Source organism: Paraburkholderia sp. CNPSo 3281 (genome assembly GCF_024206515.1).
Taxonomy (GTDB): Bacteria; Pseudomonadota; Gammaproteobacteria; order Burkholderiales; family Burkholderiaceae; genus Paraburkholderia; species Paraburkholderia nodosa.
On sequence record NZ_JAMBPS010000015.1, the window covers coordinates 46,292 to 65,020 of the forward strand.

The window sequence follows — 18,729 nt, forward strand, 5'->3', positions numbered from 1 at the left end:
TCCCCCCGTAAGCCCCCTGTACCCAAATTGAGGACAGCGGGCCGCGCCTCGCACTCCATACTGCCTTTATCGCCAGCGCCCCCTCGGGGCAAGCCGGCAAGAAGACTTACGTATCGGAGACGCATTCCCCATGAGCGCCGAATTCAAACCCTATCCGTTCGAGGCGAAGCAGTACGCCGCCCGCCTGCCCGAACTAGACGACGGCCGTGAAGCCCAACGCCACGCCGTGACGATCGTCGGCGGCGGTCCAGTGGGCCTCGCCATCGCGCTCGGCCTCGCGAAGCACGGCGTGCGCTCGGTGCTGATCGAAGCCGACGAATCGGTCTGCTACGGCAGCCGCGCGATCTGCATCTCGCGCCGCAGCCTTGAAATCGTCGAGCGCCTCAGCGCGCTCGACGGCTTCCTCGCCAAAGGCCTGCCGTGGACCGGCGGGCGCAGTTTCTATCGCAACGACGAAGTGCTGCACTTCACGATGCCGCAGGACGAGAACCAGAAGCTACCGCCGATGGTCAACCTCGCGCAGTACCACATCGAGCAGTTCCTGCTCGACGCCGCGGAGCGGCACGCCGATCTCATCGACATTCGCTGGCGCACGAAAGTGACGGCTCTGCAGCACGACGCGTATGGCGCCACGCTCTCGCTCTCCACGCCCGCAGGCGACTACATCGCGCAGACCGACTGGCTCATCGCCGCCGACGGCGGCCGCAGCACGGTACGCGAGTCGCTCGGCCTGAAGCTTCAGGGCACGAGCTATGAGGGCCGTTATGTGATCGTCGACATCCTGCTCGACAGTGCGCGGCCCACGGAGCGGCTCGCGTATTTCGACCCGGCGTCGAATCCCGGCTCGACCGTACTCGTCCACAAGCAGCCCGACAACGTGTGGCGCATCGACTATCAGCTGCGCGACGGCGAGGACGCCGACGAAGCGATCAAACCCGAAAACGTCATGCCGCGCGTGCAGAGCCTGCTCGACATGATGGGCGAGACAGCATCGTGGTCGCCGGTCTGGATCACGATCTACAAGGCCAACGCGCTCACACTCGAGCGCTATCGCCACGGCCGTGTGCTGTTCGCGGGCGACGCGGCGCACCTCGTGCCGATCTTCGGCGTGCGCGGCGCGAACTCGGGCATCGACGACGCCGACAACCTCGCGTGGAAACTCGCGTATGTCGTGAAGGGTCTCGCGAGCGACGCGCTGCTCGACAGCTACTCCGACGAGCGCGTCTACGCGGCACACGAAAACTTGAGCTACGGGACCAAGAGCACGGAGTTCATGGCGCCGCCGTCGTTCGCCTTCGATCTGATGCGCACCGCCGTGCTGAGCCTCGCGCGCGAGCACGCCGCCGTGCGCTCGCTGATCAATCCGCGCCAGACTTCGGCCATCGCCTACACGGCCTCGCCGCTCAACGCGGCCAGCGACGCATTCGCGAACGGCCCGGCGCCGGGCACGGTGCTGCCCGAATGCCCGCTCACGATCGTCGATCAGGCAGGCTCGCGCGAAGGCCACGTGACCGACCTGCTCGCGCCAGGCTTCACGGCGTTCTACTTCAGCGAGGATGGCGCAACGCCCGCCCCGCTGGCCGCGCTAGACACGACGCTGGCCGCGCGCGCACTGCCGTTCGCGCTGGTGCCGCTGGCGCAGCGCCAGCCCGCCGACGCATCGCGCCGCAGCGGCTGGGATCGAACGGGACGCCTGTTCCCGATGTATGGCGCCCAGCCCGGCGCGCTCTACCTCGTGCGCCCGGACGGCCACGTGCTCGGCCGCTGGCACGGCGAAGCCGGCACCGTCGCCGCGCAGGCGCTCGCCGCCCTCGACCACGCGCTGTGCGCCTGAGCATGGGCGAAAACAACGACAGATGGAGAAAGCCATGACCGACAGCGAACTCGACACCGTCTACACGCAGTTGTGCAAGACCATGACCAATCTGGGCGAAGCCAACGGCCCGCTCTTTCTCGCGCGCTTCGCGCTGCTCGCGATCGAGCGGATCGGCAACGCACAAACCTGCCTCGGCTTGATCGACGCCGCAGGCAAGAACGTTTCGGCAGCCGTGCCGGAATAAGGGGAGACGCGGCGCGCCTCAGCGCGGCGTCGCCTGAACGAGCCGCGCGAGGCGCGAGCGGTTGCTGACGCCGAGTTTCTGAAACGAACGATCGAGGTGGGTGCGCACGGTCGTGTAGGAAATGCCTAGCCGCTCGGCAATCTCCTTGTCGAGCAGCCCTTCCACCACGAGCGCGACCACGTCGCGCTCGCGCCGCGTCAGGCGGCTGATCGCTGCGTTATCCGCAATGGAGATGTCGGTTGGCGGCTGAACGTGCCCCGTCTGCGCGTGCGAGCGCGCCAGCGCAGCGATGAAAGCCGGGCGCACCAGATCGAACAGCACCCGTTCCCGTTCGGAAAAATGCTCGCGCCGCTTGCCGCGCCGAATGCGCAGATGATCGAGATTCTCTTCGCCCGACCAGACGAACAGGTCGGCGCCCGCATGCAGGCCGTCGGCGTGCAGCAGTTCGAGCAGGCGGCGCCCCACCTCGAGACGCAAGGCGCCCTCGGGCAAGATATGGTCGGCCAGCAGCTTGAAGACGTCGGCGATCAACGCGAGTTCGCGGCTCGTCAGGTCCATGCTCGGGTGCGATGAGAAGTGGGCGCGCGCCTCACTTACGTGGCGGCGCAAACGTCAGAGCTTAGTGACCTCGCCTGACGGATTCAATATGCAGTGCGACTGTGAAGCGTGCAGCGGACATGCCGAAAAGAAAATGGGGCGGCAAATGCCGCCCCAAGAAAAACACACGCCGGCAAAGGGCTGTCTTCCGCCGGAGGTTGCATAGTACGCGATGAATAACGGAGCGGCATCCCCAAATTTGAGGACAAACGCTCATGTCATGCAAACTTTTGCCGCCTAATGCCAGCTTGCCGATGCGAGATGGTTTGCTTTCATGCGGGGCGCATCGTTTCGCATCGGCGTCGTGGTTTTACTGGATCAGGCGCGACACGCCACGGCCGCGCGGATCGGAAACCGCGTCGGGCGTATCGCCGTTGATACGGATCGCCTGAATGTCACCGTTGAAGTCCTGCCCTTTCAGCACGTAGCCCTTCGCCTCGACCTGCTTGGCGAGTTCGCCGTCGATCGGCTGGTACGGCTCCCAGAAAATCGTGTTGGGCGGCAGCAACTGGTGGTGGAAGCGCATCGCCGCCACCGAGTCCTTCAACGGCATGTCGAAGTCGTAGTTGTTGTTGATGACCTGGAACACCGACGTGAAGATGCGCGACCCGCCCGGCGTACCGATCACGAGCGCCACCTTGCCGTCCTTCGTGAGGATGGTCGGCGTCATCGACGAAAGCGGACGCTTCTTCGGCGCAATCGCGTTCGCATCGCTGCCCACCACGCCGAACATGTTCGGCACGCCGGGCTTGGACGCGAAATCGTCCATCTCGTCGTTGAGCACGATGCCGGCGCCCGGCACGACCACGCCCGATCCGAAATAGCCATTGACCGTGTACGTGTTCGAAACGGCGTTGCCCCACTTGTCGACCACCGAGAAGTGCGTCGTTTCCGCCTTCTCAGGCATCGAGGTGCCGAGGCCCGGCTGCACGCTCTTGGTGTCGGAAGGCTTGTCGGGATCGACTTCGGCGGCGCGCTTCGCGAGGTAGGCGTCGTCGGTGAGCTGCGCGACCGGCACCTTGTAGAAGTCGGGGTCGCCGAGATATTGCGCACGATCCGCGAACACGCGTTTCTCGATCTCCGCGATCAGATGGATGTACTGCGGCGAATTGAGCGGCACGTCCTTGAATTGCGGCGCCAGCATTGCCTTCATCTTGAGCAGCTGCACGAGGCCCACGCCACCCGAACTCGGGGGCGGCGCGGTGATGATCTCGTAGCCGTTCCACTTCGCCTCCACCGGCTGGCGCCACACTGCCTTGTACTCCTGCAGGTCGCGCTTCGTGATGAGGCCGTGGCCCTTCATCGAGGCGGCGATCAGGTCCGCGGTCTTGCCGTCGTAGAAGTCCTTCGCGCCCTGGTTCGCAATGCGCGTGAGCACGTTGGCGAGATCGGGCTGCTTGAACGTCACGCCCTCCTTCAGGTTGCCGAAGTAGTCGTCGAAATTGGTCTTGCCGGCGAAGTCCTTTTCTGCGGCCTCACGGCGCTTTGCGAGTTGCTCGTCCACGACGAAGCCGTCGCGCGCGTATTTGATCGCCGGCGCGAGCACCTGCTTCCATTGCAGCCTGCCGAAGCGCTTCTGCGCTTCCCACATGCCCTCGACCGTCCCCGGCACGCCCACGGCGTCATAGCCGAACAGGCTCTTGCCCGGGATCACGTTGCCCTTGTCGTCGAGGTACATCGTGCGCGTGGCGGCGAGCGGCGCGCGCTCGCGATAGTCGAGGAAGTACGGCTTGCCGTTCACGTAGAGCGTCATGAACCCACCGCCGCCGATGTTGCCGGCTTCGGGGTACGTCACGGCGAGCGAGAAGGCGATGGCGACCGCCGCATCGACGGCGTTGCCGCCCTCCTTGAGGATCTGCTCGGCGGCGTCGGCCGCATACTTGTCGGCAACGGCCACCGCCGATGCATTCAGGACCGCGGGGCGTTGCTGCGTATCCTTAGCAAAGGCCGGCGTGGCTTCGAGGAAGCCCGTGGACAAGGCGGATAGCGAAAGCAGTGCGAGAGCGGCAGCGGAAATTTTCGTTTTTTCAACCAGCTTCATTGAGTTCACCCCATGATTCGGTTTGTTGGCCTACCGGAAACCTGCCTTGGCCTTATAGCATGCCGGGAAAACGATTGCGATCCGGCGATCCGCTGATTCCGCCGCCGTGCAAGACGACGTCCCGTCCTGGACTGGATCAGGCGTTGCCGCGCCGGCCGCGCGCAATTTCTTCGCCCGCATTCGCGGGCAAACGCATCGTCACCGGAATCGACGCCACCGAAAAGAGCCCGACCACGAGAAACGCCGGCCAGAAATCGGACCAGACGATGGCAGAATGCCCTTGCACGCGATGCGAGATCTGCAGCACGAGGCCCGCGATCGTCACGCCGAGACCGAGCGACACCTGCTGGATCACGCTTGCTACGCTCGTGGCGCGGCCGATGTCGCGCGTCGGAATATCGGCGTAGGCGAGCGAATTGAGGCCGGTGAACTGCAGCGAAGGAAAGATCCCGCCCGCGAGCACGATGAGCCAGATGAGCCACACGGGCATGCCAGGCGAAAACGAGCCGCATATCGCGATGGCCGTACCCGCGAGCACCGCGTTGACCATCAGCGTGCGGCGAAAGCCAAAGCGCCCGAGCACGCGCGAGACGATCGCCTTCATGAAGATCGAGCCGAACGCCGAAGCGCAAGTGATGGCGCCTGAAGCGAACGCCGTCATGCCGAGCCCTTCCTGCAGCGTGAGCGGTAACAAGAAAGGCACCGCACCAAGCCCGATGCGAAACAGCGACCCGCCCGCTACGCTCGCATTGAACGTCGGTATGCGCAGAAATTTCAGATCGAGCACGGGCCGCTCGATACGTTGCGCATACAACCAATAGGCCACCAGCAGCAACGCGCCGATCACGCACATCGTCACCGCAGTGCCAGTGGCGACGAGCTCGCCGCCCACGAGCGAGAGGCCGAGCATGAACAGCGACGCCCCACCCGCCGAAAGCACGAAGCCGGCCCAGTCGAGCCGCCCCGGATGCTCCTCATGCATGTTCTCGATATGCCGGTTCGCGAGCCAGATGCCGAGCACGCCAATCGGAATGTTGATGAAGAAAATCAGCCGCCAGTGCAGATACGTGGTGATGAACCCGCCGAGCGGCGGCCCCACGACCGGCCCGAGCAACGCGGGCACCGTGAGATAGTTGACCGCGCGAATGAAGTCCGATTTGGGCAGCGAGCGGAAGATGATGATCCGGCCCACCGGCACCATCATAGCGCCGCCGATGCCCTGCACGAAGCGCGCGGCCACGAACATCTCGAGCGACCTCGAAGCCGCGCACAACAGCGACCCCGCCATGAAGATGCCGATGGCCGTGCGAAACACATTGCGCGAGCCGAAGCGATCGGCCACCCAGCCGCAGATCGGGATGAACACGCCAAGGCCGATCACGTAGCTCGTGACGGCCAGCTTGAGTGTGATGGGGTCCTGCCCGAGATCGCGGGCCAGCGCGGGGAGCGCGGTGACGATGACCGTCCCGTCCACGTTCTCCATGAACATCGAGCACGCGACAATGAGCGGAACGATGAATGTGCCGAGGGCTAATGGCATGGGCAGGAACGACGATCAGCGTGGCTGATGGCGTAAAGCTGCCATTATGGCCCTTGTTGCGGAAAACGGGAACCCGGCAACAGATGAAGCGGCGCGCCTCGTGTGTGCGGCATGAAGCGAAAGCGCCCGCAAAAGCAAAAGCCGCGAAGCCCGCCTCCGCTTTCAAGCGGAGGCAGACCTCGCGGCCAGATTCAAGCAATCAGCGTTGGGCAATCCGCGCAGATGCGCTTCACAGAGCCGTCTGCTTCACGCGGCTCAGCACGGGACGCAGTTGCGGCAGCACCTGCTCTGCGGCGCGCCTGACGTCATTGGGGAAGTCGATCTCGATCCACGGCGCGCCGGTCACGTCCGCGGTTTCGAATTCGCTGCCGCGTTCGAGCAGCAGGTCGCGCAGCGCTTCTTCGTGCGGCAGGTTCGCGCGGCCCGTATCGACGTAGCCTTCGACGATCTGCGCAAAACGGCGCGCCGTCGCTTCGTTCAGGCGAAAGAAGCCCACCGACTCGCCGATCGTGTCGTATTGCAGACCGACCGCCAGCTGCTTGCGCAGTTCGACGGGCACGCCATTGCGCAGGCACAGCTTCACGGGCTCGTCACCGGCTTCGAAGTCGCGGTCGATCAAGAGACGGTTGGCCGGCCCCGCACCCGCCACGAGCGGCGCGAACACGCGCTCGTCGTAGAGCACGTCGGCGTCCATGAGCAGCACGTCGCCGCCGCGCGTGAGCGCTTCTGCCGTGCGATGCACCGTGAGCACGCTGCCCAGGTCGAAGCGCGGATTCATCACGACCTCGACCTTGTGCGGCCAGCTGATGCGCTTGAGTTCGGCCTCGACCAGCTCAGGCTGGAAGCCGAGCGCGAGCACGACTTCCGTCACGCCCGCCTCTTCCAGCAATTGCAGATGGCGTTCGAGCAGCGTCACGCCCTCGAACTGCAGCAGACATTTCGGAAACTGTTCTCCAGCGTGTTGCTGAAGGCGCAGGCCGAGGCCTGCCGCGAGAATGATGGCGCGCATGCGCAAACGTTCCTTGGGAGAAAAAAGGGTCAATCGGCGACTTCGACAGCGCAGACGCGCGAGGCGCGGCGGCGTAGCCAGCTACGTTCGCTGAAATGCAGATACAGAAGGCCCGGCAAGCCGAGCAGGATTTCTCGCGCACGCTTGGCAAGCGAGAGCGCGAGTGCCGCCTCGGGCGGCAGGCCGACGAGCGGCGCGAGCAGCAGATAACCGCCCTCTTGCACGCCCAGCGAGCCAGGAATGGCAAAGGCCGCGCCGCGAATCGCCTGGCCGATGCTTTCGAGCAGCAGCGCATCGATCCAGCCTACGGGATGGCCGAGAAAGCGCAGCGCGAGCCACACTTCCACCGTGCCCACGAGCCAGCCCGCGAGGCTCAGCGCGAAGCTGGCCGCCACGCGGCCACGGCGGGCATAAAGTGACTTCACGGCCTCGTCGATGGCGTCAGCGCGCGTGGCAAGCGTTGACCAGTCGCGCTTGCCGAACACTTTCGAAGCGAGACGCAGCAGGCGCCCGAACAGACCGCGGCGCTGCGCGACATAGAACAGCGCGATCAGGCCGCCGAGCACGGCGGTCGCGATCAGCGCGGCGACGCCGAGATCGCGCGGCGCGCCATTGGCGGCGTAGGCCGAAAAAAGCGCGATGCCGAATACGGCGAAGACGATCTGCGCGACGGCTTGCAGCGTCGTGCTCACGGTGATGGCCGCAGCCGCGTTGCGCATCGACATGCCGCGTTGCGCGAGCTGGCGCACCATCGCCACGGGGCCGCCGATCTGGCCCGCGGGCAACAGGCTGTTGACCGACTCGCCGCTCCACCGCGCGAGCAGTGCATCACGTTGATCGACACGCTCGCCTTTGCCAAAGAGCACGGCGATCGCACCCGCGTCCAGTGCGAGCGGCACGACGTGGAACGCCGCGACGAGCACCAGCCCCCAGCCGGCGGCCGCGAGCGCGCCCGTTACCGACCCGAGTCCCTGCCAGGCGAGCAGCGCAATGAAGAGTGCCGTGCCGATCGACAGCAGCAGGATGGCAGCACGGCTCACACCTTGCCTCCAAACGCCTTGCGGAACACCTGACGGAAACCGAAGTACGCAATGGCGTCCTTCATGTTCGAAATGAAACGCCGCCACGGGCGCATGTTCGGGTTCGTCACGTATTCGAGCGTCAGCGAAACGCGCACTTCGCCCTCGAGGCTCGGCGTGACGCGATGGCGAAGCTTGTCGCCGTCGAACACGATGAGCGCGCCCGGCGGGTACTGCACCGAGCCCGGTTCATCCGTCTTGTTCGGGTCTTTCGTGTGCAGCTCGTAGTCGAGCTTGCACGACGACTCGTCGATCACGCCGAGCAGCACCGTATAGCGGCGGCCGTCGTAATACGACGTGTCGTAATGCCAGCCGATATGATCGCCGGCGCGTGTGTAGTAATAGAGCGCGTAAGCGTGCGGGTCGTCTTCGGGCGACAACTGCAGGCGGTCGCCCGTGATCTTTTCGAGCCACGCAATCAGTTGCGGCGAGCGGTAAAGCTCGGCGATGTACGGCGCGAGGCGGTCGATGGTGTGACGGCTCACGCTGCCGCCCGCCTTGTGGCCCGGCAGATAGTTGCGGTTGACTTCGGGAAGCAGCGCGTTGGCCGCGTCGATCAACTGTTGCGTGGCGTCGGCGGGCAGAAAATCGGAGAGATACAGGAACGAGCCCTGGCTCTGGTAGTCGTCGCGCAGGCGCGCGATGTTCAACGGTTGAAGCGTGCGGCCGATCGCGCCGTCCGGCTCGCCGGCCGCCGCGCGCGCGGCGCGGGCCGGTGCGGGGACGGGAGGCGCTACGACCTGTTCTTGTTCTGCTTGCACGCTCATCTGCTGCTCCACGCCTGACTGGTTTCCTTGGCGGGGCGCAAGCGGCGCGTCACGCGCACATAGTCGAGCACCACCCAGATGGCGAACAACGGCGCCCCGATCGAGGCCGCGATAATGAACGGCGACACGACGCCTGTCAGCGTGACAAGGGGTAGCAGATACAACACGTCCTCAGTCTCAAAGCCGCCGGCGAACGCCTGTTGGGTGCCCGCCTTGCCAGCCATTTCCTCGACGCGCATGCGCAGGAAAAAAATCACGGCGACCGCGACGCCCGCGATGCCGCCGAGCACGGCAGGCGGCACACGCCATTCGGCGCCGGCGTGGGCGGCCACGACGCCGAGGCCGTAGCCCATGCCAAAGAACAGCAGAACGGTAACGAGAGCGTCTGCCGCGAGATCGTACAAATGCCCGATTCGGCTGGTTTTGCCGCTGATGCGCGCCAGCTCACCGTCGGTATGGTCAACAAAATTCGACAGTACGATCAGAAATGCGCCGATATTGACGTGCAGAAAATCTCCGCGCGCCAGATAAAAGCCGCCGGCAACGCCAATCAGGAGTCGCAGCGTGGTCAGATGATTCGGGGTAACGCGCGTGGGTACAAGCGGGGTGACAAGCCAGCGCGCCGCGCGAGCGTCCCAGGTGCGTGGCTGCGGCACCGTCCGTGGAGCCGTTTTTACAGGTTTGTTTTTTTCGGTCATAACCGCGAAATATATACGCCTTCCAGAAAACTTGCAGGTGTTCCGACGTTCGCACTACTTCAGCTTGTGGTTTTGTAAGGCAAAGCGCCAGATCGGCTCCCGCAGCGCCGCAAGCGAAATCGCCCGAACACGCGTAGAGTGCAACCCTTCGCGCCAGCCTGGGCGTTGTGCGCCCACCGCATTCCGGCCTGGGCGTACGCACTTTCGCCACTCATTTAATGAAACGCTTTACCTTTGTCGCCCTTTTTCTCGCTTTCCTGACGCTTCTCGCCGGCAATGCCCGCGCCGCCGCCATCGACGACTCGCTGACCTGCAGCGAGTCCGCGCACGACTTCATCTCGGGGCTGATCATGCAAAACCTGATCGATCCGAAGCCCATGAAGGTCGAAAGCAATTCGATCAACGCGTTCTGGCCCGCGCGCGGCCAGCGCATGACCGCCTATGGCTTCAGCGTGTTCGCCATCGTGGGTTTCCAGAAGGACGACCCGCTCTTCAAGACCGGCGACGGCACGCCCATCGCCCCTTCCGCCTACGGGGCCGTCGTGGTCGGCACCCAGGCCAGGGTGCAGGCGGCACTCACGGCGGCAGGCAATAACGCCATCGTCCACCATGCCGGACCGCTATTGACTGCGATCTTCTGCAAGCAGGAGTCAGCGGGCGGGTTCTGATATTTACTCGATACGCCCGAAACCGCCTTCGGCCCAGGCCTCGGCGCGCGCTTTCGTGAGCTTGAAGTTCGGCCCGACGCGCGCTTGAGCGAGTTGCTCGCCAAACGCATCGATCGCGCTGACGAGCGCGTAGGGCTCGTACTCGTCGGGAACGATGTCGAGCGTCACGTCCACATCGCCCTCTGCGGTCTGCACGCTCACGCGCTTGTGCAGCAGCGCGCGCAATTGCTGCTCGTGCCGGCGCAGCACCTCCGAAGCGGTTTTTACGAGCGTGTTGAACGCCGACGTATCGAGCGGCTTGGGATTCTTCTTGTCACGGCCCATGGTCCACGGGCCGACGAGTGCAGGCTCCGGCTCGCCGTCCTTGATCATTTGGACGGCCCAGCCGTCGTCGTCCTCGTTCTTGATCACGCGCGCGGTCCAGCCGTCCTTGCGCCACAGGCGCGCTTCCTGGATCACCTCGGCTTCGGCTGCGGGGTCATCGGCGGGGAAATCGGGATCGGTTGCGGGTGAGGAATCGGTCATGGCGGGGTTTTCATCGGGTTCTGCGCGGGACTTGCCCGTCGCGGGGCAAGGGCAAGATTCTACCCGGATCGCGTCGCGCGTCGGGCGCGTCGTCTTGCTATCCGGTTGATTCGGATTATCCCGCCACCAAACCGGAATATCTGACAGCGGCTTTAATCATTGCGTTTTCCGCAATGCACCATTCCGCCTCGCGCATTAATTTAAAATGACTTTCCGCAGGCAAAAAAAAACGCGGCCCGAGAGCCGCGTAAAAACAGATGAAAAAAGACCACCCTTGGTCGAGGGCTGGAGAAATTGTAGCGCCGCACTGACCATGTGTTCAGTCCATGATCTGGAACAGTACCTTTCACCAAACGACAAGAATCACGCTTGCAAAAACGTTGAATTCGCGCTAAGCCAGCCCCCGCGCGGCTTTGCCGCATCGTCGCGGATGCACAACAGATTATCCATATGGATCATTTTGCCGCACCAGATAATAAAATAAAAAAACTCTTTATATGCACGCACTTACGATGATTAATGCGGATCACAAAATGAGATGAACGCATTATTGCGTCAATCCGTGTAAATACACTGAATCCCGGGCCTACACTTCGTTGCGAATCAGCCGGGCACGAAATCGATTTTCAGAATATTCGACCCGGGATTCCCCAAGTTCTGACCGGAGAAAACATGAAAAAAGCAGTCATTGCTGCAGGCGTCCTCAGTGCATTTGCCATAAGCGCCCATGCGCAAAGCAGCGTCACCCTTTACGGCTCGCTCGACGCCGGCATCGTCTACGCGAACAACGTCGGCGGCCACAGCCTGTGGGCTCAGGGTAGCGGCGCTCTCTCGAACAACTACTTCGGCTTTCGCGGCGCCGAAGACCTGGGCGGCGGCCTGAAGGCGATCTTCACCCTCGAGAGCGGCTTCAATCTCAACAACGGCGGCTACAAGAACGGCGACAGCGGTTTCAACCGCCAGGCCTGGGTCGGCCTGCAGAGCGATCGGTTCGGCACGCTCACGCTCGGCCGGCAGTATGACTCGATGGTCGATTACCTCTCGCCGCTCTCGGAAGCCGGCGCGGGCTTCGGCAACAATCTCGCGGGCCACCCGTTCGACAACGACAACCTCGCGCAAAGCTATTCGATCAAGAACTCGGTCAAGTACGCCAGCGCGAACTACGCAGGCTTCCAGTTCGGCGGCCTGTACGGCTTCAGCAACGACGCGAGTGGCTTCGCCAATGGCCGCGCGTGGAGCGTGGGCGCATCGTACGGCAACGGCCCGCTGAACTTCGCCGCCGCCTACTCGCAACAGAACAACTCCGGCAGCCTCGGCGCCGCGAACAGCGCGGCTTCGGCCGACCAGAACATCTCGGCACGGCTGCAGCGCTCGTTCGGCGCGGGCGTGAACTACACCTTCGGCCCGGCACAGGTCGGCTTCGTATGGACTCACTCGCAGATCGACGGCATGCAGGGTCTCTCAAGTGGCGGCAGCGCGCCGCTGCCGGGCCTCTCGGGCCTGAACCTGCACGTCGACAACTATGAGATCAACGGCGCTTACCATCTGACGCCTGCCCTCGCGTTCGTCGGCTCCTACACGTTCACCGACGGCACGGTCACGGGCAACGGCAGCAACAACAGCCCGAAGTGGCATACCGTGGTGGTCGGCACCGACTACTCGCTGAGCAAGCGCACGGACGTCTATCTCGCCGGCGTCTACCAGCACGCTTCGGGCTCGCTCGGCTATAACGCCGACGGCTCGGGCATCGCGAACGTCGCTGCGATCAATACGCTCTCGCCTTCTTCAACGAACAATCAGGTGGCCGCGACAGTCGGTCTGCGTCACCGCTTCTGATCGCTCGGGGTTGGGCAAACCCGGCGCGACCCGCCACGCTGCCTTGCCTTTGCGAAACGCACATGCGCCACAAGCGCATGTGCGTTTTTTCGTGTTACCTGTTGCATCTTTTTACGTCTGCGTGGGCCTTGATCCAGATCAGGGTGCGTATACTCATTGGCATAATCCGCTGCTTCGATACTGTCACGCCGCCTATGAAAACGCTCACGCAACGAATCCTCGCTGCGACTCCGCTCGCGCTCATCGCCGCTTGTGGATCGACACCGCCGTCCGGCACCGCTTCGAACGGCGAACCGATGATCTACGCTTCGTCGGCGCGGTCGGCATCGTCGGTCGCGAGTTGCCTCGAAGACCGCCTGCCGCGCGTGCACACTTCGCGTGACGGCAATACGACCGAGCTGAGCGTGGGCTCGCGTTCGGACGCGTCGTACTTCGTCACGCTCACACCGAACGGCCACGGCTCGGTCATTCGCGTCACGCACGGCGCTTCGGCGTCGAACGATCCGCCTGAAGAAGAACTGCGCTTCGACGTGGCGCGCTGCACGACCTGACGCGCGAACGACTGGCGCGGGCACCGCGCGCGCCACACGACGTGCCGCATGTCGCCGGCCTGTCACCCCTGTCATAACGGCGACACATCTGCGAAGATTGCGCCCCCTTCGACTTCGCAACACACCGCTTCATGGCATCAGGCACCGCACATCACGCCACGGGTTGGGCCGCCGGCGTCATCGCCGCCGCAATCGTCACGCATCAGGGCGCCGATAGCGCCTGGCATCTCTACGCCGCGCTCGCGTTCGCGGCGGGTGTCGCGGGCGGATCGGCGCCCGACTGGCTGGAGGTCGCATGGTGGCGCAAGAAGCGGCGCCTCTGGATCACGCATCGCACGTTCACGCACTGGGGCATCGGCTGGATCGCGTTGCTCGTGTGGTCGTATCACAAACTCGGGCACCTGCCGCTCGCGGCGCCCGCGTTCGGCTTCGCTTGCGGAGGCGTGATCCACCTGTTCGCCGACTGGCCCAATCCACTCGGTGTGCCGTGGATCTTTCAACGGCACTCGCTGAACTGGTGGCGCAGCGGACGTTGCGACCTGATCGTCGTCGCCGCGTCATGGGTGGCCGCGTGGTTTTTCGCCGTGCATGGCGTCCCGCACGACTGGTCGCTCGCGCCGTTGCGTCGGCTCGTCTGACTGATCAGGTTTCCTGGTACGGGCGCCGGTGCAGGCGCACCGGGCGTCGTGCAGCTGATGAAGCGTTGAATAACAATCGTCTGGGCTGGATCGGGCACCGCACCGCCCATTAATCATGGGTAATGTTTATTATCGTGTTAATAAAAGCCAAAATAAAAACGGCGCCCCTTTAAAGGACGCCGCTCCTAAATCGCGTCATGCGGTATTCAGGCGTTCTGCTCGCACTCGGCGCGGCCCATGCGGTAGCCCACGATCAACCCGGCGTCATACGCCGACTCCAGCGCGCGGCCAATATCCTCCGCGCTCACGAGGTGCGCGTCGGCGGTCGGCTTCCCGGTCAGTTCGAAGCTCTCGATCCCGAGCGTTCTTCGCGAGATTGCCAGCAATAATTCGAGTCGTTCGTCATGCATTTTGCGCTCTCCACTTGATCCACATCATCTGATTACAATGATAAATATCAAAATCCGTGTGAGCCGCGACGCATGGACGCATATTGAAGCGTCACTCTAATATCAACCCCAAAAAACCTTTAAAGTTTGTTAAATCAGCAGCCGATCAATCTTTAAAAATCATTAAATCGAATCGTTTTAATTCGCAATTAAACGGGGCGTCAATGCATAGCGGCCTGCCCCATGCCGCCGAGCGGACGTCGCGGCCCTACCCGGCCAGGCGAGGTCAGGGTTTCGCGCGGGCAACCGTTTGATATGATCGGTAAGACATCGCGGGGCCCAACCAGGGCTTTTTGTCAGCATTCGAACGTAGCCCATGGACTCCACGCTCACCCCATCCGCCAGCACGGCGACCACCGAACTCGGCCGCCGCGTGCGCGCCGCGCGCGTCGCCCAGGACCTGACGCTCGATACGGCCAGCCGCCTGTGCGGCGTCTCCCGCTCGACCCTGTCGAAAGTTGAAAACGGCCTCATGTCGCCAACCTTCGACGTGCTCCAAAAGATCGTCGGCGGGCTCAGAATAGACCTGGCCGAGCTGTTCGGCACCCCGCCCAGGCTCAATGCCGGCGGCCGCCGCGCGCTCACGCGCAACGGCGCGGGTCAGCGCCACGCCTATCACGGCTATCAGATGGAGTTGCTCGCCACCGATCTCGCGCACAAGGCCATGCTCCCGTTTCGCATCCGCATCACCGCGCATTCGCTCGACGCGTTCGACGACTGGGGCCGTCACGAAGGCGAAGAGTTTCTCTACGTGATCAGCGGCAGCGTGTGCCTGTATTCGGAGCTTTACGCGCCCACCTGTCTGGAAACCGGCGACAGCCTCTACTTCGACAGCCGCACCGGCCACGCAGCCATTTCGACGAGCGAGGAAGACGCCGAAGTGCTGTGGATGGCCACGAGCGCGCGCCTGCCCGGCGTCGCGCCGGAAGCGCCGGCAACGTCGAAGTCGCGCGCCAAGGCGAAGCTCACGGCCGGCTGAATATAGCGCGCGGCTTTGGGTCTGCAGGACCGTGAAGCCTCAACCCTTGGCGCCGGGCGAACGCTTGCCAGCGGAAGTGTTTGCAGCACGCGCGCGCCGCGTCCGGGGCGCGGCGGAGCCATCCGGTCGCACTTCGCGCTCGCGCGCCGCACGCCTCACGGCCTCGATCAGCGCGCGACCGGCCAGCGTGGGCTGCGTATCGGTACGCTGAATCACCCCCACCGGCTCTTCGCCGCCCGCGGAAGGCAGTGGCAACCGCACTAGCGTCCCTCGCCGAAGGTCGTACTCAACGGCACCGGCGGGCACGAACCACACCGCGTCATTCTGGAGCGCCAGCGCGCGCCCCACCGAAACCGACAGCAACTCGACGAACGCCGACAGCGGCGCCGCGCCCCAGGCGGCGAGCAGACTGTCCGCCGCCTGGCGGATCAACGTGCCGAACGGCGGCAGCACAAGCGGAAACGATGCGAGTTGCGCAGGCAACCCCGCCCCCTGCGCGAGCGGATGCCCCGCGCGGACCACCACGGCGAGCGGCTCGTTGTACAACTGCTCGAAGCTCAGGCCCACCATGCGCTCAGGGTCGGCCAGACGGCCCACCGCCAAGCTGATCGCCCCTGTCTTCAGCCGATCGAGCAGCTCGGTGTTGGCCCCCGTCATCAGCCGCACGCTCACGCGCGGCCATGCCTCGCCGAAGTGACGCAACGCGCCGGGCAGCAACGCCGTCGCCACAGTAGGCAGCACGCCGATATCGAGCGTCGCGGTCACCGCGCCTTCGTCGCGCGCTAGCAAGGCCACGCCCTGGCGCAGCGCGCTCACGCAGGCGCTCGCGTGCGGCATGAAAAGCTGCCCTTCGCGCGTGGGCACCGCGCCGTGCCGCCCGCGCTCGAACAGCTTCACGCCCAGCACCAGCTCCAGCTCGGCAATCGTCTTCGACACGGCAGGCTGGGTGACCGAAAGGCTCTCGGCGGCCTGCTGCACGCTGCCCATCTGCGCCACGGCAAGGAAACACTGAAGATGGCGGAATTTGACGCGTCCGTCCGCGAGCCGGTTTTGCATAACGATTCGTTATACGAGGTGCGAAAAAACATCATTTTGCATAACTTTTCGCTTTGGATAAAGTGGCTGCATCGGCTCGCACCGCCAACCGCTGCCGGCGCCAGGCCATTCCCCCAATAATCCACTCAGGAGACACCCCATGGCCGAGTCCATCCTGTCGCCGCGCGACTTCGACTCGCACCCCGCGTACGTTTATCCGCCGTACCGTTCGTCGGTCAAACGCGGCCCCACGCTCCCGCTCATCCCTCTGAAGGAAAAGCTGCGCAACCAGCACGCGCCCGTGTACGGCACCGACGACCTCGGCGCGCTCGATCACGACCTCACGCGCAACGCGGCCAGGAACGGCGCGCCGCTCGGCGAGCGCATCATCGTCGCTGGCCGCGTGCTCGACGAAGGCGGCAAGCCGGTGCGCAACACGCTCGTCGAAATCTGGCAGGCCAACGCCGCCGGCCGCTATGTCCACAAGCAGGACCAGCACGACGCGCCGCTCGATCCCAACTTCCTCGGCGCTGGCCGCGCGATCACCGATAACGACGGCCGCTATCGCTTCCTCACGATCAAGCCGGGCGCGTATCCCTGGGGCAATCACCCGAACGCCTGGCGTCCGAATCACATCCACTTCTCGCTGTTCGGCGATTATTTCGGCTCGCGTCTCGTCACGCAGATGTATTTCCCCGGCGACCCGCTGCTCGCGTTCGACCCGATCTACCAGGGCACGCCCGAAGACGCACGCGAGCGCATGATTTCGCGCTTCTCGCTCGACACCACCGAAGAAGGCTACGCGCTCGGCTACGAATTCGACATCGTGCTGCGCGGCCCGAACCAAACCCCCACGGAGCGTTGAACCATGGCACTCAAGGAAACGCCTTCGCAAACGGTCGGCCCGTACTTCGCTTACGGCCTGTGTCCGCAGCAATACGACTTCGATTTCAAGAGTCTCTTCACGGCCAACGTGGTCGGGCCTGAAACGCCGGGCGAGCACATCACGCTGATCGGCCGCGTGATCGACGGCGACGGCAAGGCCGTGTTCGACGCAATGCTCGAGTTTTCGCAGGTCGATGCAAACGGCCGTTATCCGGCTTCGCGCGAGGCAATCGCCAGAGACGGCTTCCGCGGTTTTGCACGCGTGGGCACGGGCACGGATGCGCAGCACCGCTTCATCGTGCATACCGTGAAGCCGGGCGTCGAGAACGCCGGCGAAGCGCCGCATCTGAACGTGATCGTGATGATGCGCGGGATGCTCACGCACACCTTCACGCGCATCTATTTCGAAGACGAAGCCGCCGCCAACGCCGCGGACCCGGTGCTCTCAGGCGTGCCCGCCGCGCGCCGCGACACGCTCATCGCGCGCCGCAGCGAGCAGGCCGGCAGCATCGTCTACACGTTCGACATCCGCATGCAGGGCGAACAGGAGACGGTGTTCTTCGATCTTTAATGCATCGACGGATACGCGAGCCAGATCGTGCGGACTTTCACGTGGCTTTCATGAACCGGCCCTATGATCGTGCCGCTGCGATCTGATCGCGGAACTCCGAGCTGTACCTTGTGAAGCCTGCCATGCGCAGGCTTCTTTTTTTGCCGTGCGCCTGCGGCCCGCCGCGCGCTCAGCCGAGCGGCCGCACACCGATCAGCACGCCATGCAGCCAGAAGGCGAACACGGCCCAGACCACGAGTCCGACCACGACGACGATCGCATCGCGCGAAACTCGTCCCGGCGGATAGACCACCCCGGCTTCGCGGTCGCGCCGGTTCTCGCCCCGCAGCTCGAACAACGCCCAGACGAGGAAAACCCCGAAGAGAATGATGTCGTTGAGCGTGCCGTTTGCGAGCAGATGCGCGAACGCCCAAAGCGCGACACCGCTCACGAACGGCTGGCCGACCGCGCGCTTGAAGTGATTACCCGGCACATAGGCCGCGACGAGCAAGATGAAGGCAATGGCGGTGAGGAGTGCCGTGACATGCGCCATCCAGAACGGCGGCAGCCAGATCGGCACGGGATAGCGGCGTGATAGACCGTAACCATAGACGATCAGGACGAAGCCCAGAATGGAAAGCAACGCGAACGCGCCTCGCCAGGCACGCGGACCCAGGCGCTCGATCTGCGCGGCGCGCCAGGGCCCTGCCACGATGCGGATCGAATGGACACCAATGAAAATCACGAGGCCCAGCACGAGTATCGCCATGACTACCTCCCTGCCGCAGCAAGAACGCAATGGGCGAGATTGTCGCGCAGCTT

20 protein-coding genes are annotated in these 18,729 nt (G+C 64.2%); 9 read left to right on the forward strand and 11 right to left on the reverse strand.

The features are described from left to right. The first annotated feature begins 130 nt into the window (after positions 1-130). Together M3I56_RS17195 and M3I56_RS17200 are read left to right on the forward strand one after the other, a co-directional pair. Positions 131-1,834, forward strand: coding sequence for an FAD-dependent oxidoreductase (locus M3I56_RS17195; RefSeq protein WP_254355012.1), 1,704 nt, complete (start codon positions 131-133; stop codon positions 1,832-1,834). Positions 1,835-1,868: 34 nt separating this feature from the next. Beyond that, the gene (locus M3I56_RS17200; protein ID WP_028205049.1) at positions 1,869-2,060 is read left to right on the forward strand and encodes a hypothetical protein; all 192 of its coding nucleotides are present in this window, start codon (positions 1,869-1,871) and stop codon (positions 2,058-2,060) included. Positions 2,061-2,078: 18 nt separating this feature from the next. Here the strand turns inward: M3I56_RS17200 and M3I56_RS41080 are convergent, their stop codons facing one another. The 7 genes from M3I56_RS41080 to M3I56_RS17235 form a co-directional block, all read right to left on the reverse strand. After that, positions 2,079-2,618, reverse strand: coding sequence for a LuxR family transcriptional regulator (locus M3I56_RS41080; RefSeq protein ID WP_302056876.1), 540 nt, complete (start codon positions 2,616-2,618; stop codon positions 2,079-2,081). A gap of 349 nt (positions 2,619-2,967) precedes the next feature. Continuing rightward, on the reverse strand, positions 2,968-4,698 hold the full coding sequence (gene ggt, locus M3I56_RS17210) for a gamma-glutamyltransferase (protein WP_254355013.1): 1,731 nt from the start codon (positions 4,696-4,698) through the stop codon (positions 2,968-2,970). Between the two features lie 136 nt (positions 4,699-4,834). After that, complete coding sequence (locus M3I56_RS17215) at positions 4,835-6,238, reverse strand: MFS transporter (protein ID WP_254355014.1); 1,404 nt, start codon at positions 6,236-6,238, stop codon at positions 4,835-4,837. A 229-nt stretch (positions 6,239-6,467) separates the two neighbouring features. Next, on the reverse strand, positions 6,468-7,247 hold the full coding sequence (locus tag M3I56_RS17220) for an NTP transferase domain-containing protein (RefSeq protein WP_254355015.1): 780 nt from the start codon (positions 7,245-7,247) through the stop codon (positions 6,468-6,470). Between the two features lie 29 nt (positions 7,248-7,276). After that, positions 7,277-8,287, reverse strand: a complete 1,011-nt coding sequence (locus tag M3I56_RS17225) for a flippase-like domain-containing protein (protein WP_254355016.1) — start codon at positions 8,285-8,287, stop codon at positions 7,277-7,279. Next, positions 8,284-9,093: a 2OG-Fe(II) oxygenase gene (locus M3I56_RS17230; RefSeq protein ID WP_254355017.1), complete on the reverse strand. Its 810-nt coding sequence runs from the start codon at positions 9,091-9,093 to the stop codon at positions 8,284-8,286. Before M3I56_RS17230 ends, M3I56_RS17225 begins: the two co-directional genes overlap by 4 nt. After that, on the reverse strand, positions 9,090-9,791 hold the full coding sequence (locus M3I56_RS17235) for a CDP-alcohol phosphatidyltransferase family protein (RefSeq protein ID WP_254355018.1): 702 nt from the start codon (positions 9,789-9,791) through the stop codon (positions 9,090-9,092). Before M3I56_RS17235 ends, M3I56_RS17230 begins: the two co-directional genes overlap by 4 nt. Before the next feature lie 218 nt (positions 9,792-10,009). Here M3I56_RS17235 and M3I56_RS17240 point away from each other — a divergent pair, with 218 nt between their 5' ends. After that, the gene (locus M3I56_RS17240; protein ID WP_254355019.1) at positions 10,010-10,459 is read left to right on the forward strand and encodes a hypothetical protein; all 450 of its coding nucleotides are present in this window, start codon (positions 10,010-10,012) and stop codon (positions 10,457-10,459) included. Between the two features lie 3 nt (positions 10,460-10,462). Here the strand turns inward: M3I56_RS17240 and M3I56_RS17245 are convergent, their stop codons facing one another. Then, positions 10,463-10,984: a hypothetical protein gene (locus M3I56_RS17245; RefSeq protein ID WP_254355020.1), complete on the reverse strand. Its 522-nt coding sequence runs from the start codon at positions 10,982-10,984 to the stop codon at positions 10,463-10,465. A gap of 672 nt (positions 10,985-11,656) precedes the next feature. Between M3I56_RS17245 and M3I56_RS17250 the strand changes: the two genes are divergently transcribed. The 3 genes from M3I56_RS17250 (at position 11,657) to M3I56_RS17260 (ending at position 14,009) form a co-directional block, all read left to right on the forward strand. Continuing rightward, positions 11,657-12,820: a porin gene (locus tag M3I56_RS17250; protein WP_254355021.1), complete on the forward strand. Its 1,164-nt coding sequence runs from the start codon at positions 11,657-11,659 to the stop codon at positions 12,818-12,820. A 194-nt stretch (positions 12,821-13,014) separates the two neighbouring features. Continuing rightward, complete coding sequence (locus tag M3I56_RS17255) at positions 13,015-13,371, forward strand: sugar ABC transporter ATPase (protein ID WP_254355022.1); 357 nt, start codon at positions 13,015-13,017, stop codon at positions 13,369-13,371. 131 nt (positions 13,372-13,502) lie between these two features. After that, on the forward strand, positions 13,503-14,009 hold the full coding sequence (locus M3I56_RS17260) for a metal-dependent hydrolase (RefSeq protein WP_028205038.1): 507 nt from the start codon (positions 13,503-13,505) through the stop codon (positions 14,007-14,009). 206 nt (positions 14,010-14,215) lie between these two features. Here the strand turns inward: M3I56_RS17260 and M3I56_RS17265 are convergent, their stop codons facing one another. Beyond that, entirely contained in the window at positions 14,216-14,419 is a 204-nt protein-coding gene (locus M3I56_RS17265) for a DUF6900 domain-containing protein (protein ID WP_028205037.1), read from the reverse strand. A 355-nt stretch (positions 14,420-14,774) separates the two neighbouring features. On the opposite strand from M3I56_RS17265, the gene M3I56_RS17270 reads away from it, so the two are divergent. Beyond that, entirely contained in the window at positions 14,775-15,437 is a 663-nt protein-coding gene (locus M3I56_RS17270) for a helix-turn-helix domain-containing protein (protein WP_254355023.1), read from the forward strand. 39 nt (positions 15,438-15,476) lie between these two features. On the opposite strand, the gene pcaQ is transcribed toward M3I56_RS17270, so the two are convergent. Continuing rightward, positions 15,477-16,493 (reverse strand): pca operon transcription factor PcaQ, encoded by a 1,017-nt coding sequence (gene pcaQ / locus M3I56_RS17275; protein ID WP_254355024.1) that lies wholly within the window; start codon positions 16,491-16,493, stop codon positions 15,477-15,479. Positions 16,494-16,632: 139 nt separating this feature from the next. On the opposite strand from pcaQ, the gene pcaH reads away from it, so the two are divergent. Together pcaH and pcaG are read left to right on the forward strand one after the other, a co-directional pair. Continuing rightward, positions 16,633-17,337, forward strand: coding sequence for a protocatechuate 3,4-dioxygenase subunit beta (gene pcaH, locus M3I56_RS17280; protein ID WP_254355025.1), 705 nt, complete (start codon positions 16,633-16,635; stop codon positions 17,335-17,337). 3 nt (positions 17,338-17,340) lie between these two features. Beyond that, a complete protein-coding gene (gene pcaG / locus M3I56_RS17285; protein ID WP_254355026.1) occupies positions 17,341-17,928 on the forward strand; it encodes a protocatechuate 3,4-dioxygenase subunit alpha in 588 nt (195 codons plus the stop codon). 169 nt (positions 17,929-18,097) lie between these two features. On the opposite strand, the gene M3I56_RS17290 is transcribed toward pcaG, so the two are convergent. Beyond that, positions 18,098-18,676, reverse strand: a complete 579-nt coding sequence (locus M3I56_RS17290) for an NnrU family protein (RefSeq protein WP_254355027.1) — start codon at positions 18,674-18,676, stop codon at positions 18,098-18,100. Positions 18,677-18,729: the final 53 nt, after the last annotated feature.

Coding starts and splice junctions, on each gene's coding strand:
- M3I56_RS17195 (WP_254355012.1), top strand. CDS start 131: ATGAGCGCCGAATTCAAACCCTATCCGTTCGAGGCGAAGCAGTACGCC.
- M3I56_RS17200 (WP_028205049.1), top strand. CDS start 1,869: ATGACCGACAGCGAACTCGACACCGTCTACACGCAGTTGTGCAAGACC.
- M3I56_RS41080 (WP_302056876.1), bottom strand. CDS start 2,618: ATGGACCTGACGAGCCGCGAACTCGCGTTGATCGCCGACGTCTTCAAG.
- ggt (WP_254355013.1), bottom strand. CDS start 4,698: ATGAAGCTGGTTGAAAAAACGAAAATTTCCGCTGCCGCTCTCGCACTG.
- M3I56_RS17215 (WP_254355014.1), bottom strand. CDS start 6,238: ATGCCATTAGCCCTCGGCACATTCATCGTTCCGCTCATTGTCGCGTGC.
- M3I56_RS17220 (WP_254355015.1), bottom strand. CDS start 7,247: ATGCGCGCCATCATTCTCGCGGCAGGCCTCGGCCTGCGCCTTCAGCAA.
- M3I56_RS17230 (WP_254355017.1), bottom strand. CDS start 9,093: ATGAGCGTGCAAGCAGAACAAGAACAGGTCGTAGCGCCTCCCGTCCCC.
- M3I56_RS17235 (WP_254355018.1), bottom strand. CDS start 9,791: ATGACCGAAAAAAACAAACCTGTAAAAACGGCTCCACGGACGGTGCCG.
- M3I56_RS17240 (WP_254355019.1), top strand. CDS start 10,010: ATGAAACGCTTTACCTTTGTCGCCCTTTTTCTCGCTTTCCTGACGCTT.
- M3I56_RS17245 (WP_254355020.1), bottom strand. CDS start 10,984: ATGACCGATTCCTCACCCGCAACCGATCCCGATTTCCCCGCCGATGAC.
- M3I56_RS17250 (WP_254355021.1), top strand. CDS start 11,657: ATGAAAAAAGCAGTCATTGCTGCAGGCGTCCTCAGTGCATTTGCCATA.
- M3I56_RS17255 (WP_254355022.1), top strand. CDS start 13,015: ATGAAAACGCTCACGCAACGAATCCTCGCTGCGACTCCGCTCGCGCTC.
- M3I56_RS17260 (WP_028205038.1), top strand. CDS start 13,503: ATGGCATCAGGCACCGCACATCACGCCACGGGTTGGGCCGCCGGCGTC.
- M3I56_RS17265 (WP_028205037.1), bottom strand. CDS start 14,419: ATGCATGACGAACGACTCGAATTATTGCTGGCAATCTCGCGAAGAACG.
- M3I56_RS17270 (WP_254355023.1), top strand. CDS start 14,775: ATGGACTCCACGCTCACCCCATCCGCCAGCACGGCGACCACCGAACTC.
- pcaQ (WP_254355024.1), bottom strand. CDS start 16,493: ATGCAAAACCGGCTCGCGGACGGACGCGTCAAATTCCGCCATCTTCAG.
- pcaH (WP_254355025.1), top strand. CDS start 16,633: ATGGCCGAGTCCATCCTGTCGCCGCGCGACTTCGACTCGCACCCCGCG.
- pcaG (WP_254355026.1), top strand. CDS start 17,341: ATGGCACTCAAGGAAACGCCTTCGCAAACGGTCGGCCCGTACTTCGCT.
- M3I56_RS17290 (WP_254355027.1), bottom strand. CDS start 18,676: ATGGCGATACTCGTGCTGGGCCTCGTGATTTTCATTGGTGTCCATTCG.